General features: G+C 37.8%; 11 protein-coding genes and 1 riboswitch. Of the genes, 6 read left to right on the top strand and 5 right to left on the bottom strand.

Annotation, left to right across the window (positions count from 1 at the left end; all coding sequences use genetic code 11):
* Nucleotides 1-10: 10 nt before the first annotated feature.
* On the bottom strand, nt 11-1642 hold the full coding sequence (locus ACMX3D_RS25820) for a cation:proton antiporter (protein WP_482748637.1): 1632 nt from the start codon (nt 1640-1642) through the stop codon (nt 11-13).
* A gap of 85 nt (nt 1643-1727) precedes the next feature.
* Nucleotides 1728-1816: riboswitch (Fluoride riboswitch) on the bottom strand.
* 475 nt (nt 1817-2291) lie between these two features.
* Between ACMX3D_RS25820 and ACMX3D_RS25815 the strand changes: the two genes are divergently transcribed.
* The 6 genes from ACMX3D_RS25815 to ACMX3D_RS25790 all read left to right on the top strand — a co-directional run bounded on the left by ACMX3D_RS25815 (nt 2292) and on the right by ACMX3D_RS25790 (nt 14905).
* The gene (locus tag ACMX3D_RS25815; RefSeq protein WP_482748636.1) at nt 2292-4559 is read left to right on the top strand and encodes a peptidoglycan-binding protein; all 2268 of its coding nucleotides are present in this window, start codon (nt 2292-2294) and stop codon (nt 4557-4559) included.
* Nucleotides 4560-5402: 843 nt separating this feature from the next.
* Nucleotides 5403-6626 carry a response regulator gene (locus ACMX3D_RS25810; protein ID WP_482748635.1) on the top strand — a complete coding sequence of 408 codons (1224 nt, stop codon included), beginning with the start codon at nt 5403-5405 and terminating at the stop codon, nt 6624-6626.
* 325 nt (nt 6627-6951) lie between these two features.
* Nucleotides 6952-7314 (top strand): response regulator transcription factor, encoded by a 363-nt coding sequence (locus ACMX3D_RS25805; RefSeq protein WP_482748634.1) that lies wholly within the window; start codon nt 6952-6954, stop codon nt 7312-7314.
* A gap of 99 nt (nt 7315-7413) precedes the next feature.
* Nucleotides 7414-7887 carry a chemotaxis protein CheW gene (locus tag ACMX3D_RS25800; RefSeq protein WP_482748633.1) on the top strand — a complete coding sequence of 158 codons (474 nt, stop codon included), beginning with the start codon at nt 7414-7416 and terminating at the stop codon, nt 7885-7887.
* Between the two features lie 77 nt (nt 7888-7964).
* Nucleotides 7965-11267: a GAF domain-containing protein gene (locus ACMX3D_RS25795; RefSeq protein ID WP_482748632.1), complete on the top strand. Its 3303-nt coding sequence runs from the start codon at nt 7965-7967 to the stop codon at nt 11265-11267.
* Between the two features lie 89 nt (nt 11268-11356).
* Nucleotides 11357-14905 carry a hybrid sensor histidine kinase/response regulator gene (locus ACMX3D_RS25790; protein ID WP_482748631.1) on the top strand — a complete coding sequence of 1183 codons (3549 nt, stop codon included), beginning with the start codon at nt 11357-11359 and terminating at the stop codon, nt 14903-14905.
* Nucleotides 14906-14984: 79 nt separating this feature from the next.
* Here the strand turns inward: ACMX3D_RS25790 and ACMX3D_RS25785 are convergent, their stop codons facing one another.
* Genes ACMX3D_RS25785 through ACMX3D_RS25770 form a run of 4 tightly spaced genes read right to left on the bottom strand, consistent with a single transcriptional unit; the run spans nt 14985 to nt 18567 of the window.
* Nucleotides 14985-15875 carry an ABC transporter permease gene (locus ACMX3D_RS25785; protein ID WP_482752428.1) on the bottom strand — a complete coding sequence of 297 codons (891 nt, stop codon included), beginning with the start codon at nt 15873-15875 and terminating at the stop codon, nt 14985-14987.
* Nucleotides 15876-15929: 54 nt separating this feature from the next.
* Nucleotides 15930-17012: an ABC transporter substrate-binding protein gene (locus tag ACMX3D_RS25780; protein WP_482748630.1), complete on the bottom strand. Its 1083-nt coding sequence runs from the start codon at nt 17010-17012 to the stop codon at nt 15930-15932.
* 21 nt (nt 17013-17033) lie between these two features.
* Nucleotides 17034-17405, bottom strand: coding sequence for a four helix bundle protein (locus ACMX3D_RS25775; RefSeq protein WP_482748629.1), 372 nt, complete (start codon nt 17403-17405; stop codon nt 17034-17036).
* A 34-nt stretch (nt 17406-17439) separates the two neighbouring features.
* The gene (locus tag ACMX3D_RS25770) at nt 17440-18567 is read right to left on the bottom strand and encodes an ABC transporter ATP-binding protein (protein WP_482748628.1); all 1128 of its coding nucleotides are present in this window, start codon (nt 18565-18567) and stop codon (nt 17440-17442) included.
* Between the last annotated feature and the right edge of the window lie 21 nt (nt 18568-18588).

Genomic DNA, 18588 nt, shown 5'->3' with positions numbered 1-18588 from the left:
TTCAAAGAGATTAATTACTAATCCGATCATCCTCAACTAAAATGACAGGAATTAAGCTGGATTCCAATACTGCTTGGGAGACAGAACCCACCAGAACCTCATTCCAAGGCTGATGTCCTCGCTTGCCCATGACAATCTCAGCAACTTGATAGTCTTGGGCAACACGAACAATTTCTTCTGGAATTGAGCCTGCAATAGCAATGAACTTATGGCGTATGTCTGCTAAAAGTCGTTGAGATTTTTCTCGTAAATGCTCTACTCCATGAGGATCGTTGGTGCGGATGATATGTAATACAATCACTTCGGCATCACTACGACGGGCAAGATCGGCGGTTTTAGTCAATACCTGAGTAGCTAGAGGTGAGGTATCAACGGCAGCTAGGATGACAATCCGCCGGGCGATCGCTACCTTTGTGGGATCAACTTCACCCTTCTCTAACAATTTTGGTGCAAAGGTAGGAATTGCCCAAGCTCCCAAAGGTGCAGTCACTAGGATAGATAAAGCGGCAACAGCTAAAATTGTCTCTCCTCCCTGAATACCTTGTGCTAAGGGAATCGCCCCGATTGCCGCTTGGACAGTCGCTTTAGCAGAGTTACCTGGTAGCAAAAATAGTCGCTCGCGCCATTTCCAGTTACTCCCCAAAGTAGACAAATACCATCCCAAAGCGCGGCCAATCAGCGTTCCAATTCCCAGAATCACCAATCCTGGTAGCAATGTTTTCTCTAACACTTGTAGTTGAATACTTGCGCCTAGCAATACAAACAAAATGATTTCTGCCACAACCCACAAGCTATCGAAACCAGAACGCAACCGTCGTGCTAAAGGTGCATCTAACTCAATCAAGAAAAATCCTGTGGCCATGACTGCCAGATAGCCGGAGAAAAAGGGGAATTTTTCTGCCACCACTACCAACAACAAAGCTAAACTCGCTGCCACTAGGCTATCTTGCACCGCATTTTGAGTCCAGTTCTGCTTCGTCAGCAACACAACCAAAAGCCGTGCTGTTACTAAACCCAGGACGACTCCTAAAACAATTTGGCAAATAATTTGCAGAGGTAAAAGTTGAACTGCACTCAGGGTGATACCTAAAGGTAATACGACAGAAGAAGTTGCGCCTTGTGTCAAAAAGTTTAGTAACAAACTAAACACCAGTAGTAGTAACACATCTGATAGGGCGCTGCCAGTGAGGATAGCATCAGGAATTCCTTTGGTAACTCCCCAACCTAAGCTTTTCAGCCGCAGCATTCCTGGTACGATCACAGCTGGCGACTCCGCTCCAATAATGCAACCCAGCAGTAACCCCGTGGGAAAGTCGAACTGGAAAATCCAGATAGCAGCTATGGCAATCACTACAGCTTCACACGCTGCTGGTAAAAAACCTAATCGCAGTGCTACTGTTCCTTGTTGTACCAGTTTCTCTCGGTCTAAACCTAACCCTGCCTTCATCAAAATTACCATGACAGCGATCGTTCGCAAAGAAGCAGATGCTGCCAGTACATCAGGGCTGATTCTGTTGGCAACTTGAGGCCCCAGTATAATTCCCACTACAACCATACCAACTAGTGCAGGGGCTTTCAGTCTTCGAGCAATCTGTCCTACGAAAAAGCCGATTAGCAAAATTAAGATAAAACTTTCTAGCATCACGCAGTTTTTCAATGATCAACGGCTAAGCGTGACTTGCTAAAGGAAGTTAACAGCAAACAGCTCTATCCTTCCTTAGCAAATCGGAAGAATAGGAGCTATCAGCCTTGTTATCAAGTTTAAGTTTGCAAGCTTGATCAGGCGGTTGTGGCGAGCTCCATCGCCTTATGATTACTTTACAATCAAATTGTGGTGTTGAAAAGCATTTTTTCATCCCTTCACTTCGATAACGCTGGTAAAAGTAACTGACTGATATCTTTCCTGAAAATAGCCCTAACAAAACTACACTTCAATCTCAGGTCTATTCACTATGACATCAAAGTAGTATTAACTTTTAACTAACAAACGCTGTAATTGTATAAAAATTTATAGCGTTTTTATAGCATTTCTCAGTACAAAATGTTAATTTCTTAGTAAAATTGTATTCTTGTTCCTCGTTACCCAAAGTTAGAAGCCTTGGGCTAAACACACGCAGTTAGCGCTCAAACTTGCATCTTTCGTAAGTTTGTATTTGCAGAGTTAGCGAAAGTGCTACAGGATACACATCTGTAGTCTAGTTTGAGTTGCTCCTAAACATCTGCAAAGTTGATCAGTTTACTTTGGCTACAAAAGTCCTTAACTTTTACTTAATCTTGGGTATTCTCTAATTATGGATACACTTGCTTACCTGCATTTAGCAGAAACCTACGAAGCATCTGTTAGTTCAGAACAGGAAAATATTGCCGATTCTGATTTATGCTATCCGGAACTAAACTGGCTACCAGAGCGGCGAGGAGCTTTCATGCTGTTCATTTCTTGTGCTTTTGGTATTAGTTCTTTGGGTTGGGCTAACCCGGCTCAGGCTCTCAAAAAAGGCGAAAAAAATTCACAAGTAGCGGCGCTACAACAAAAACTGCAAGCAGCAGGATACTTTAAACAAGCAGTTACGGGGTATTTTGGCCCGGTGACCGAGGCTGCTGTTATCAAATTTCAAAAAGCTAATAAATTAAAAGCTGATGGAATTGTTGGTTCTCAGACATTAGCTGCACTAGAACTTGGTTTGGGAACAGTGACTCCATCATCCCCAGCAAAAACACAGCCTTCTATCACTAATGCGGAGAAGTCCCCATCACCCAGTTCTCAGGTAATTTTGCAAAGAGGTGATCTCAGCTATGAAGTGATGTCACTTCAACGAAAATTACAAGCAGCAGGATATTTTGACCAACCAATCACAGGAGATTTTAATGCAGCGACAGAAGCAGCTGTGATGAAATTTCAGAAAGCTCACGGACTGGTTGGTAATGGGCTTGTTGACTCTCGGACATTAACAGCATTAGAAACTGGTGCAAGTATACAAGCTACTGCACCGTCTCAGCCTACCATCCCTGCTGTAGTTAATGCACCAAAATTGCGATCGCCTCATACTTCCCTGTTACGCAGAGGTGATACCAGTTCTCAGGTCAAATCTATCCAGCAACAACTGCAAGCATCTGGATATTTTGAACAATCAATAACAGGCTCTTTTGATGCAGCCACAGAAATAGCTGTGGTTAAATTCCAAAAAGCTCATGGACTGATTGCTGATGGAATTGTTGGGCCGAAAACATTAGCAGCAATGAAATCTCAATCTATTAAATCGGCTTCGCCAACCTCTCAACCTGCTCACCAAAATTCTGTAGTTCTAGATAAATCTAAACAATTAAAAACTCCAACTAAAGAACAAACACCAGTACCAAAAGCTAATTCTATAAAATTCGCGTCCGATTCCACTCAAACCATAAAGGAAAATTCTCTAGTTACAAATCAGCCTTCGCAATTAGAAAAACCAATCACAGCAAGTACACTAACTGCATCAAAAGATGATTTCACGCAAACCGCCAGTGAAAATTTGCAACTAGAAACTTCTGTTCCAAAAGATAATATTCAGAAAACTACTCCTAGTCATCCTCATAAGATGACACTCAAAAAAATTATTTCTGGTAAGATTTCACCAAAATCCGTTGTACATTCAGGCAATGGGCTATTTTTTGCTCAAAACATGATGTACAACCATACAATAACCGTCTACAACCGGGAGCATAAATTAGTCAAAGTTATTCCTGACAAAATTGATTTATCGAAATTTGGTTACTCCAAATTTAAAGGTAATTATCAAGGCGCACCAGTTGAAGCTAGTTTTTCTCCAGATGGGAAGTACGCCTGGATTTCTAATTACCAAATGTATGGCCCAGGATTTAATAACCCTGGGAGCGACAAATGTAATCCCTCCCAAAAAACTGACAAGAGTTTTTTGTATCGCATCAATACTGACACTTTGGAAATTGACCACGTTGTTCAAGTTGGGTCTGTGCCTAAATTTATTGCCACAACTAATGATGAACGATTGGTGCTAGTTAGTAATTGGTGTTCTTGGGATTTGAGTGTTGTAGATACTGCCAAAAATCGAGAAATTAAAAGAATTAAACTTGGCCCTTATCCGCGTGGTATTGCAATAGATGCAGCTTCAAATAAAGCTTATATTGCCGTTATGGGTTCTTATGATATTGCTAAAGTTGACCTGAAAAACTTTTCAGTGAAATGGCTAAAAAATATTGGTAATGCACCAAGACATTTAAATATAGCTCCCACAGGGGAGTATCTCTATGCTTCCTTGAATGGTGAAGGTAAAATCGCCAAAATTAACTTACTTCAAGGCAAGTTAATCAATAAAGTTTCCACAGGTAATGCACCACGTAGCATGGTTCTCTCGGATGATGGAGAACGGCTGTATGTTGTTAACTACGGCGACAATACAATTAGTAAAATTCGCACTAATGATATGAAAGTCTTGCAAAAGATTTCTGTTGGTGCTAACCCGATTGGAATTACTTACGACCCACAAACACGAGAAGTTTGGGTTGCATGTTACTCCGGTAACATCATGGTGTTTCAGGATTAAGTGACCGTCAGGATTAAATTTTCACTGTCTCTCCCTGCTAAATGTTAATAGCTACTATAGTCAGGAGAGACAGCTTCTTAAAATTGCCATTTGAGATTAATTGAAGAAGACTTCAGAAGCCAGAATTCAGTAGCGATGTCCTGAGCGTAGCCGTTCGCGCAGCGTCTACGACAGGAGAAGGGCTTGTCGAAGGGTCAATTACTGGGGGATTCAAACCCACAAGTAATTGAAGACTACTAAATCTTCGATTTAGTGTGGTGTTTCACCACTTATTCATCCGCCAATCATGCTGAGGTAAATTCAACAATTCTGGCTCTTGACTCCTGAATTCTGTTTTGATAACAAAGCTGGTAGAATGAGTACATAAACTCATCTCTTCAATTCTTAAAAAAAGAATATATTAGCTAAATCTATTCAAGCAAAAAATAAAAATATTTTTACAAAACTTAATAGAAAAATATATATATTTTCAAATATATATATTACTTTACTTAGGTAAAATCAGAATTTACACGGTTATTTCCTAAGTTAAAGTTGTTTAAGATGATCTTAATAAGATTTTAAGGCTGAAATTAGCAATCCACTTTTAAATAATTAGCTTGGATAGAGAGAAAGTAGAGAAAAATTTTGATTAGAAGCTTTTTCTACTGATCAAGTTTTTTGTCTTACTGCTTTTATAACTCTGCCCAATCTGTTGTAGGAAAGCTATATAGAAATACTCATAGAATAGGCACATAAAAAATTAGGTTGCAACTAAACTTTGTAAGCTTCTAAATTATTGCTAATTACTATGTGGCTAATATGGGTTTTGGCAGGCTGACTTGTGCATTGTAGAAAAAAAGTATGACTCACCCGGAACTAATGGTATCAAACAACATAATTAATGAATTTAAAACTTGCACTCAGTTGCAATACAATGGGCAACTGAATATCAAAAGTGCTAAAGGACAAAACTGGTCTTTTTATTATCGCCTAGGGAGAATGGTTTGGGCAACTGGAGGCGCTCATCCTTTTCGACGCTGGCGCAGATATATGGCACAGTATTGCCCACAAATTGATGTGGATAAAATGCAGTTTCGCCAACAAGATTTAGCAATTAATTACTGGGATTATCGCTTATTAGAAATTTTATATAAAAGGCAAAAAATTCAAAGAGAGCAAATTCAAGCGATAGTAGAAAGTACGATCGCTGAATTGTTGTTTGACTTAGCACAACATACAGATTTTGTCTCTATCAGTTGCGATCGCAATCAAGATGCCATTTTAGACACACCAATGAGTTTCACGAGTGCAGATTTATCTGTCAAACAGATGCAAGACTCTTGGAAAATGTGGTCAGAAGCAGGCTTAGCAAACTTTTCTCCTGACTTAGCACCAGTTCTGCGGAGGCCAGAACAACTCCAGCAACAAGTAAGTCCATCTGTTTATAAAAACTTTGTCAGTTTAATCGATGGTAAACAGACACTGCGAGATTTAGCAGCGAAAATGAAGCAGAATGTTTTACCTGTAACTCGCTCGTTACTTCCCTATATTCTCAAAGGTATCATTGAATTAATAGAAGTACCTGACTTACCTTTGATTGTTTCGGAAGCTAACAATAACCCTGTTTCCACTCAACCAAAGAAATCTCATATTCCATTGGTTGCCTGTGTAGATGATAGCCCCCAAGTTTGTAAAATGTTAGAGGAGATTGTTACTGCTAATGGACTAAGATTCATTAAAATTCAAGACCCAGTACAAGCACTCCCAACTCTCATTCAAAATAAACCAGATTTGATTTTTTTAGATTTAATTATGCCAGTCGCTAGTGGTTACGAAATTTGTACTCAACTGCGACGAGTATCTGCCTTTGCTAATACACCTGTAATCATCTTAACAGGCAACGATGGTTTATTAGATAGAGTCCGCGCTAAGGTTGTTGGTTCTACCGATTTTGTAACTAAACCTGTAGCTGCGGATAGAGTAATGAGTGTGATCCGTAAATATCTGCCAGTGCAGACACCATCAAAAGTGACACCATCAAAAATTCAGAATAAATCTAGTTTAGAAGTATCTTTAGGTCATTAGTAAGCAACTAAAGATTGCTACTTTGAGAAAAATTGCGGATGGCTAGTTAAACCGGATATATATACATTTATCCAGCTTATTCTAGTAGTTTTAGTAAATAAATTTTAATCAATTTTAAAAATGTGACTTTCTCCAAATCTAAAGAAAGTATCACATTTTTTTATATCTAAGTTTTTCAAAAAAATTCTAAAAGTAAGTGTTTTTTCTATAACATTTACCAAAATAATCAATCAAAATTATATCAAGGCAAAACTCATATTCATCTGTGAGTACATATCTTAGAGATTTTGTTTCTATCTGTAGGTGAATTTACCAGGGAATTGATATGAATACTGTTTTAGTTGTTGAAGATGGTTTGACTGATATGGAAATACTCAGCCGTTACTTGCAACAGGCTGGCTATTCTGTAATGAGTGCCACAAGTAGTGAAGAGGCTCAAACTAAAATACACGGAACTAAGCCGGATTTGATATTTCTAGATGTGATTTTGCCAGGAAAAAGTGGATTTGAAATTTGTCGTGAACTAAAAGCTAATCCTGAAACTAGCAAAATACCTGTTGTGTTTTGTTCTACTAAAAATAGTGATGTAGATAAAATGTGGGGCAATATGTTAGGCGCAGAGGCTTATTTATCTAAGCCGATTGATAAAGAAGAATTAGTAAAAATACTGAAGCAAATACTGCATTAAAACGGTTTGAATATGTCATTTAGATGCTCAGTAGCAGGCAATAACTAATAATTTGCTCTAAATAAAAATATTATGCACTAATTAGAGGATTAATTAACCTTGGAAACACAGCAAAAATTTTTAAGTTTTACTTTAGGCAGCAACGATAAAGCAGTCATTTCATTGCAACATATTACAGAAGTGTTGCAAGTATCATTAACAGATATATGTGGCGTACCTCAAATGCCTAGTTGTGTTTTAGGTATATACAATTGGCGGGGTGAGATGCTTTGGTTAGTTGATTTAGAGGAAATGCTAGGTTATCCATCACTTTTGCAAAGAGTCAATATTCTTGCCAAAATGATGGCTGTGATTTTAGAAATTGATGGCAAATATCTGGGATTTTTAGTACGCAATTTGATGGATATCGAGTGGCTAGATACTCATCAAATGAAGCTACCATCTGCTGATTTCTTCTCACCGAAAATCTCGGCTTTTCTCCAAGGTTACTTTATAAATGCTGTTGAAGAGATGGTATTCAGCCTCGATGCAGCAGCAATTGTTAAATCTCCTATGCTGGTTAGCCAGAATTAAACTCAATATGTAAATATTTGCTGCAAGTAAAGACGGTAATTCACCAATTATTAATTAAAAAATTGAGGGGTTGAGAAATGACGATCGCATATCATAACGGTAGAGAAGAAAATGAGCAAATACTGACTGAAGTTACCGATTTAGAAAAAATCACTAATATTTCTCCTAATGAAGTATCTCTAGTAAGTACAGTTTCTCAAGAATTTAAAATGTGGCGGCAACAGTTACAAGCCATCACAAATTTGATGCGTCAAGCTACAGATGTAGATACACTACTTAAAGTCACGGTAACGCAAGTTAGAGAAAAAATTACAGGCGATCGCGCCTTAATTTATCAGTTTACTTCTATTGATTCTGGGACTGTTTTAGCCGAGTCAAGAACACTTGGTTGGACACCAATGTTAGGTGAAAATCTCCCAGGAATGTTGTTTGGTTTATATAATAATCAAGATTATTTAGAATCGGTAGTGATTGAGGATATCAACCAAATCCAAGTTACACCTTATCAAAAACAACTACTTGATAAATACCAAATTAAAGCAAGTTTAAGTTTGCCAATTGTCATTGAAGGCAAAGTATGGGGATTACTTGCAGTTAATACTTGTTCTAGCACTAGACAATGGCAAGAAGCAGAAATTACTTTTCTCTCGCAAGTCACCACCGAGTTAGCTTACAAATTACAAAGCTTTGAATTCCATAGGGAATTACAACTGAGAACTCAAGCTAAAAAATCTGTAGCTAAAGTTATTGAAAAGATTATTCGCGTCTCCGACATTGATAATATTTTTCAGAAAACTACTCAAGAAATCCGGCAATTATTAAAATGCGATCGCGTTGCTGTATATCGCTTTAATCCTGACTGGAGTGGCCAATTTGTCGCAGAAGCAGTTGGTCATGGTTGGGTAAAATTAGTCAGTCCAGATATTAAAACTGTTTGGGAAGATACCCACTTACAAGAAACTCAAGGCGGTCGCTATCGCCACCATGAAAGCTTTGTAGTCAACGACATTTATAAAGTAGGTCATTTTCAGTGCCATATTGAGATTTTAGAGCAATTTGAAGTCAAAGCTTATGTGATAGTTCCTGTATTTGCTGGGGAAAAATTATGGGGTTTATTAGCAGCTTATCAAAATTCTGGCCCCCGGAATTGGCAAGAGTGGGAAGCTAACTTTTTAGAGCAAATTGGCTTGCAGTTTGGTGTAGCGATTTCCCATGCAGAATATCTCGAACAAATGCAAGTACAATCGCAACAATTAGTCCAGATTGCGGAACAAGAAAAAGCCTTAACCAAGATAGTCAACCGCATCCGCCAATCTCAAGATGTAGAAAGTGTTTTTAGAACAACTACTCAAGAAGTCAGACAATCATTAAGATGCGATCGCGTTGCTGTTTATCGTTTCAATCCAGACTGGAGTGGTGAGTTTATCGCTGAGTCAGTAGGTCATGGTTGGGTCAAACTTGTCGGCCCAGATATCAGAACAGTTTGGGAAGATACCCACTTACAAGACACTCAAGGCGGTCGTTATGCCAAAGGTGAAAACTTTGTTGTTAATAATATCTACCAAGTAGGCCATGCTCAATGCCACATTGAAGTTTTAGAGCAATTTGAAGTCAAAGCTTATGTTATTGTTCCTATCTTTTTTGGGGAACAATTATGGGGTTTATTAGCAGCATATCAAAACTCTGAAACCCGTGAATGGCAGCCTTGGGAAGTCAACTTTTTAAATCAAATAGCTTTGCAATTTAGCATAGCTAAATCACAAATAGACCATTTAGAGCAAGTGCGAGTTAAATCAGAAAAATTAACTCAGATAGCAGAACAAGAAAAAGCTTTTACCAAGATAGTCAACCGGATTCGACAATCTTTAGATGTAGATGAAATCTTCAAAATTACAACTCAAGAAGTGCGGCAATTATTACGATGCGATCGCATAGCTGTGTATCGCTTCAATCCAGACTGGAGTGGTGAGTTTATTGCTGAGTCAGTTGGTCACAATTGGGTCAAACTTGTAGGACTAGATATCAAAACAGTCTGGGAAGATACCCATCTCCAAGAAACCCAAGGAGGACGATACGCCAAAGGTGAAAACTTTGTTGTCAATGACATTTACCAAATAGGTCATGCTCAATGCCACATCGAAATTTTAGAGCAATTTGAAGTCAAAGCTTACGTAATTGTTCCTATCTTCTTTGGTGAAAAATTGTGGGGTTTATTGGCAGCTTATCAAAATTCTGGAACTCGTGATTGGGAAGAATCACAAGTCAGTTTGTTAGCCCGTATTGGAGATCAATTAGGACTGGCATTACAACAGACTGAATATCTGCAACAACTACAGGCGCAGTCAGCCCAACTAGCAGAAGCAGCCGCACGGGAAAAAGCCGCCAAGGAATTACTGCAACAAAGATCTATTCAACTGTTAATGGCACTCCGCCCTGCTTTAAATGGAGATTTAACAGTCCGTGCACCCATCACAGAAGATGAACTAGGCACAATTGCTGACGCTTACAATAACACTCTGCAAGCACTGCGGCAAATCGTTATTCAAGTGCAAGCCGCAGCCCAACAAGTAGCGCAAACTTCTGCCACTAGCAATGCTTCCCTGGCTGGACTAAATAACTTAGCACAACAACAGTCTGAAGAAATTACTTCTGCTTTGGGCGATATTCAACAAATGCTAGATTCTACGCAAGCGGTGGTGGCTAACGCTGAGTTGGTACAAGTAGCGGTACAAAAAGCTAATCAAACAGTCGAGTCTGGTGATACAGCAATGAACCAGACTGTCAAAGCCATTGAAGCAATTCGAGAAACCGTTGCCCAAACTAGTAAGAAGATTAAACGCCTGAGTGAATCTTCGCAAAAAATCTCGAAAGTGGTGAATTTGATTAGTAACTTTGCCACCCAAACCAACGTTTTAGCACTGAATGCAGCCATTGAAGCAACCCGTGCTGGAGAGTATGGTAAAGGCTTTGCAGTTGTAGCTGATGAAGTGCGTTCTTTGTCTCGTCAGTCAGCCGCCGCAACAATTGAAATTGAAAAATTAGTTCAAGAAATTCAAGCCGAAACTGGAGAAGTTGCACTAGCAATGGAAACAGGTATTCAGCAAGTTGTAGAAGGCACAAATTTAGTGAGCGAAACCCGGCAAAACTTAAATGCAATTGTTGCTGCAACTGCTGAAATTAGCCAATTAATTCAACAGATTACCACAGTCACTCAAACACAAATGGGTCAATCTGAAACTGTTACTACATCCATGCAAGATGTAGCAGAAATTGCTAACAAAACCTTTGCTGAATCTCAAGAAATTGCTGCTATTTTCCATGATTTATTAGGAATGGCACAAGCACTATTAACCACTGCCAGTAAATTCAAAGTTAATTAAAGGGAATAGGGAGTGATAAATTATAAAACTTTTATAATTTATCACTCCCAACTCCCAACTTATCACTCCCAACTCCCAACTCCCCAATTATGATTACAGATGCTGAAATTCGTGAACAAGGTTATATTTATTTCCTAGCAGAAGCCCCAGAGTTATTACAAACAATTGAACAGGAACTTTTGAGTTTTACAGAAGAAGAAGGTAATAGAACTCCTAAAGTTCATACTTTAATGCGGGCAACTCATACACTTAAAGGTGGTGCAGCTACGGTTGGGCTACAAGCAATTCAAATAATTGCCCATTCTCTCGAAGATGTGTTTAAAGCTTTATATAAGCCAGAGATAGTTATTGATGCTGATTTACATACACTTTTACTTAAAGCTTATGAGTGTTTGCGTTTAGCCTTAACCGCAGAATTAACCAGCAATACCATTAATGTTGACGAAATTATTGAACGAGCAACTGCTATTTTTGCACAGTTACAAGCAAAACTTGGTGATGCGTTTGGTGCTGATAATTATATTCCGACTTCTCAAGAATTAGGATTTGATGTTGTTCGCTCAATTTTTGAAGTAGGAGTTCAACAACGCATTGAAAGTATTGCTGAAACTATTAATAATCCTCCTGATGATGCCGAATTTAGAGATTTTTTAAATTCCCAAGCAGAGGTATTTCTTGGCCTTGCAGAATCTTTAGATTTACCTGGATTAGGAGAACTAGCGCAAAAAATTATGGTTGCGTTGCAAGCAAACCCTACGCAAGTTCAGCAAATTGCCGAAGTTACCCTGCAAGATTTACAAGCAGTACAAACAGCAGTATTATCAGGCGATCGCACTTTTGTTGCTACAATTTCTCCAACTTGGCAAAACTTTGCACAAGTAGCTCAACAAGAAGAATTATCTTCAGAGTTTCAAGATAATTCTCCTACTTGCCATTTACTAAAAAGTGCCGAAGAATTTTACCAATTTTTAACTACATCAGGAAACAACAATCATGAACGGATTAAGCCAACAACTGCTAAGTTATATATCAAGTTAATTCAATATATTTTCGGTTGGTTTCACAACCAAAAACAAGTTCCTAAGCAAGAGCTTAATTTATCTCTTTTAATTCCCCAATTAGATAGAGAAAATCAAATAAATTATATTGAAAAATGGTTAAAAACCTTTTTAAGTTTTGTACAAAATCCAGAAGACAGTTATAGTCTTTGCCTTTATCGCCAGGGAATTATTTTAATCGTGCTTCTGGCAGTGGCTAAATTTGAGTATGGTAATGATAAGAGTGAAAATTACGTTCTCTTAACCCAAAAATTACAAAAACAAATTCTGACACTAGCAAAAGAATATAAAAATTATCCGCCTGTTAATAGCCAAGAAAAAAATTGGTTAGATCATCCCAAATTACAAACTCTTTTAGTTTTTAGTGAAACGTCAAAACCTATTTTGCTAGAAACAGATAATCTTTTAGAATCAATTTGGGGAGGAGAATCAGAAGCTATAATTACCCAAAATGAACAAGTATTTCAAGTTGATGAGATTGATAAAGTACCTATTGCAGAACAACCCATTGTAGAGCAAATTAACGCAGCAGTCAGTCATATCAATGGGCAGTTAGAAGATAAAAATAACCAATTTATCAAAAATCAAAATTTCCGCCAACCTTCATTTGTTCGTGTTGATGTTGAAGGGTTGCGAGACCTCAATTATCTAGCAGGAGAATTGCTAATTCATCAAAAGAAACGTACAGCCTATGATGAACAAATTCAAGAGGTGATTGAGCAATTATTACAACAGATTAATCGACATCAAAGAGTTTTAAATCAGTTAAGAGATGTACCATTACATTTGCAAACTGTTAATGCTCAATCTGTACAAAATTTTGCAGCAGTGAAATTTGACTCTCTGGAAATGGATATATATACAGAGTTTAATTTATCACTCCATGCCGCACTAGAAGAAACTCTACAACTACAAGAAACCACAGAATCTCTAGATTTAATTATCAAACAAGGCGCTCAGATTGCTGATAAAAAGCAAAATTTGATTTTCACTATTATCGATAATTTAGTAGAAGCAAGGATGTTACCTTTAGGTGATATCTTAAATCGTTTTCCGCCAATGGTGAAAAAACTCGGCAATATTTATGACAAAAACGTAAAGCTAGAACTGACTGGTACTGAAGTACTAGTTGATAAAGCGATCGCCGAAAAACTTTATGAACCACTATTACATTTAGTACGTAATGCTTTTGATCATGGTATTGAACCTCCACAATTGCGTCGAGAACGGGGTAAACCAGAACAAGGTTTAATTACAATCCGAGCCTATCATCAAAGTAGCCAGACTATTATTGAAGTTCAAGATGATGGACAAGGATTAAATCTAGAAAGCATTCGGAAAAAAGCAATTGAGATGAACCTGGCTACATCTCATGAAGACGAATCACAATTATTAGATTTGATGTTTGCGCCGGGATTATCCACGGCTGAACATGTGAGTAATATTTCAGGACGCGGGATAGGGTTGGATATTGTGCGTTCTCAAATGGAAGCGCTGCATGGTTCAATTTCTGTTCAAACTGTGCCACAACAAGGCACAAAATTCACACTCAAAATACCTTTTTCTATGACTACTGACCAATTGATGCTAGTTCAAGCGGGAGGCGTTGTTTATGCGCTATTGTTAGACAGTGTAGAAAAAATCGTAATTCCTTCCCCGCAACAAATTAAAGAATTTGAAGGTAAAAAAGTTTTACACTGGAATACAGACCAAGATGAAACTTTGATAAGTTTACATCAACTTTCTGATTTGATGTCTTATAACTATTCTTGTGTTAACAGTAATCATCTCAATAATACTCAAACTACTCTTGACACAAGATTAATGAATAATCCTGTGTTGATACTCAAACGCAATCAAAGTGTTTTCGGATTAGAAGTTGACCAAATCATCGGTGAACAAGAATTAGTAATTAGACCTTTAGGAAATGCGATCGCGCCACCAAAATATGTTTATGGTTGTAGTAGTTCTGCTAATGGTAATCTTATTTTAGTTATTGATGGCGCTCTCTTATTGGAATCCATCAATGTGCAAGCCACACCTGAAATTGCAGCACTACCAATAATTTCTGCTAATCAATCAGCTTTGGCAACAGCAGAAGATTTGCCTACATCTACGCCTACAAATACTATTGAAACATCATTAGTTCAGCATCTAGAACCTAATTACCAATCTCCCAAGGTAGTTTTGGTAGTAGATGATGCTATTAGTTTGAGACAAACTTTGTTTTTGACACTGCAACGAGGCGGCTATCAAGTCATTCAAGCACAAAATGGTGTAGAAGCTCTAGAACAACTACAAAAATATCCAGATGTGCAAGTGATTATTTCAGACTTAGAAATGCCGCGAATGAATGGATTTGAATTATTAACTAATATTCAACAAACTCCAAGTTTTGCCAAAATTCCTGTAGTAATTTTATCTTCTCGTAGCGCGGAAAAACATCGTCAACTTGCTCAAGAGCTTGGCGCTAAGGCTTATTTGACTAAGCCTTATTTAGAGCATGAATTTCTCTCTACTGTTGCGTCTTTAGTAAATAAAAAAGATAGTGCAAATAATTTGGTAATGGAGGTTATCTAACTGCCCATTTTTAACCAATTAAGAGTAGTAGCGATATTCATAGCTCTGTAAATTGGGGTTTAATGTCTATAGATTTAGTTTATCGGCTGGGTGTTGGTTCACCAAATTTAATCAAGAAGGCGATCGCTACACTTACCGCTAAAATTAATGTCATACTCAACGCTGAACCAAAACCCCAATTTTGGGTGACTCCAAGAAATTGGTTGTAAACTAACCGCGCCGCTGTCATACTCGACGCACCACCTAGAAGTTCTGGGTCAATAAAATCTCCGAGTCCTGTAATAAAAACCAGCATTGAACTAGCTGTAATTCCTGGTAAAACTTGGGGTACTGTTACCTTCCAAAAAGTCTGCACAGGATTTGCACCTAAATCAGCAGCGGCTTCTAGCAAGCGCTTGTCTAATTTTTCTAGAGAAGCATATAAAATTAATACCATGTAAGGCAATAAGCTGTAACTCATGCCAATTAATACAGCCGGAACGCGGTTAAGTATTTCTAAAGTTGGTAAGCCTAAATTACTCAGAATACTATTTAATAACCCAGTGGGACGTAAAATCGTAATCCAAGCATAAGAACGAAGTAAAGAGGAAGTCCACAAAGGTAAAACAAAAGCTAGTAACAGTAGATTTCGCCATTGTTTTGGTGCAATTTGTGCTAACCAGTAAGCCACAGGAAAACCTAATATTAAACAAATTATAGTTGTCCCCGCTGCTAACCATAGCGATCGCCAAATTACTTGTAAGTAAAGAGGGTCAAATATGCGAAAATAGTTATCTAAACCGCTAGGATTGACCAAATCCCCTGGTCTAATGTTGGGAACTAAACTCAGTTGAAAAATTATCAGTGTTGGTAGTACTAGTAATAATAGTAACCAAATTCCTGCTGGGGCTAGTAATACTAAGGGTTGTATAAAGTTCCATTTAGGGCGATGTAATTGTTCAAGCTTAGGAATATCGCCTGATTCATGTATTTGAGAAGAATAATTTTTTGTAGACACAAGCTTAATATTAATATAGAGTTTAATTTAACTGCTAGTTAATTGAGTCCAATAGCGGTCGTAAATTTCTTCAAAGTCACCTAGAGGCGTAATACGCTCGCACTTTTCTAAAAGCGCTGCTGGTGGAAATAAATTCTGATTATTTTTGAGTTGTTTTGGTAATTGTTCAAATCCTGCACTATTAGGAGTAGAAATATTTAAATTTTGACTAACAGTTGCTGCGACTTCAGGTTGCAAAATAAAGTTAATCCAAGCATAAGCACCATCTAAATTCGGTGCAATTTTTGGTACTACAATTGTATCAGTCCACAAAGAAGAACCGCTGCGAGGAATTATATATTTAAATTTAGAATTTTCTTGAGTAATCCGAATCGCATCTGCTGAGTAACACATAGATAATACTAAATCTCCAGCTAAAAGTTGGTTTTGCCAAGCATCAGTATTAAATGAAGCGATCGCAGGTTTTATTTCTTGTAATTTGTTATAAGCTTGTTGCAGTTCATCTTCTTCTTTTGAATTATAGGAATAACCCAACATTCTTAATACTCCTCCCATAACTTCTCGGACATCATTTAGTAATGTCACCCGCTTGTTGAGTATTTCCCGATTTTGCCAGAGATAATCCCAATCTTCTGGTGCTTTTTTGAGAACTTCCGAATTGTAAATTAAGCCTGTAGTTCCCCAATTGAATGGTAGACTATAGCGGTTATTAGGGTCGTAACTAGGATTTTTAAATTGCGGAAATAAATTATCTAAACCAATTAACCGATCGTGATTTAATTCTGTTAATAATTTTTTTTCTACCATCTTCTGTACCATATAGTCAGAAGGGTAAATTACACTGTAAGCATCACCACCTCCAGCTAATAGTTTTGCTAACATTTCTTCATTAGAACCATAAGTATCTACCAGCACTTTCATACCTGTTTGAGTGCTAAAAGTTTGCAGTAATTTTTTATCTGAATATTGTGTCCAAGTATAGAGATATAATTTATCGCTGCGAGTAGATTTACTAGCAGCACGGACATTAGCCAGTCTCCAGCCACAACCAGTTAAAGATAAGCTAGAAAATGCTGCTAAAATTTCTAAAAAATTCCTTCTATTTGTCATTTGTCAATGGTCAAAAAGTAATTAATCTTCAGATATATTGCCGATTGATTTGAGGTAAGCATTTAATTGTGGTGCTAGTTCGTTAATCATGCACTTGAGTATCTCTACTTGTTCAATTGTTAATAAATTACGGCAGTAGGCTCTTCTGAGCCAATGTTGAGTTTCATTTAATGAACCTCTTGCCATTCTGACAAAACGTCTATTATCTTGATAGCTACCTCTACCAACCCCCTCTGCTATATTTGCCCCAATACTATCTGCTGAACGTACCATTTGTGTACCCATTGTATTTTTGGCAAACATATCCCATTCATTAACTATTTGCCAAATTTCATCAGCTAATTTTTCTGATAATTTATAAACCCGTAGTTCTTTAAAATACTTACTAGACATCTCATCTATATAAATATGGACTATTAACCATTGACTATTGACTAATAGCTAAACAATCACTTTCTGCCCATAAAACATAAATAGGTGTGTCTCTGTCTGGCAAATTGCCAAAGGTATTAGGTTGCAAAACATTGATATTTATCCCATTTGTTAATTCCACAACGTATGTAACGTGGGTTCCCAAATACATAACGTTAACTAGTCTGCCTTCAAAGGAGTTAGTTGGTAAATTAGGCGGATATAGTGATAGTTGAATTTTTTCTGGGCGCACACTTACTACTACAGATTGTGATAATTCTGTTGGTGTGTCTTCGTAGCGCGTGACGATAATTTTCAGCCCAGTTTTTGTTACAACTTGTATACAATCAGCTTCGACAGCAGCAATTTCACCACTAAATAAATTAGTATCACCAATAAAATCAGCCACAAAAGCGGTTTGAGGACGTTCGTAAATTTCGCTAGGAGTGCCAATTTGCTCAATTTTGCCTTGATTCATCACCGCAATGCGATCGCTCAAAGATAATGCTTCTTCCTGGTCGTGAGTGACTAAAATAAAGGTTAAGCCTAACTTTTTATGTAAGTTGGATAATTCAACTTGCATTTCTTTACGCAGCTTTAAATCTAAAGCGGCTAAAGGTTCATCTAACAGCACCACAGCCGGGTGATTTACTAACGCCCTAGCTAATGCTACCCTTTGCTGTTGACCACCAGAAAGTTGATTGGGAAAGCGCGATCGCAAACTTTCCATTTTTACAAGTTTTAAAGCTTCTGTAACTCGACTTTCGATTTCTGATTTGCGGAGTTTTTTCAAGTGCAACCCAAAGGCGATGTTATCCCAGACATTCAGGTGATTGAACAGTGCATAACTTTGAAATACAGTATTCACTGGTCGCCGATAAGGCGGAACATTAGTCATAGACTGACCCTGAATCAATACCTTACCTGCATCAGCTGATTCAAATCCTGCAATTAAACGTAATGTTGTTGTCTTGCCACAACCAGAGGGGCCTAAAATGCTAAAAAATTCCCCTTTGCGGACATCCAAATCTATTCCATGTACTGCCGGTTCTTGCTTGAAAAACTTAAACACATTACGTAGTTCCACATCTAGTGGTTGAAACGACGTAACCCCCCTCTGATTCTGCATGACAGTTTGAGCCATAATTCTCAGTAGAATGCGGTG

The organism is Anabaena sp. TISTR 8404 (assembly GCF_056847745.1).
The sequence above is the reverse complement of the archived record's forward strand: the minus strand, read 5'-3'. Positions and strand labels throughout refer to the sequence as shown.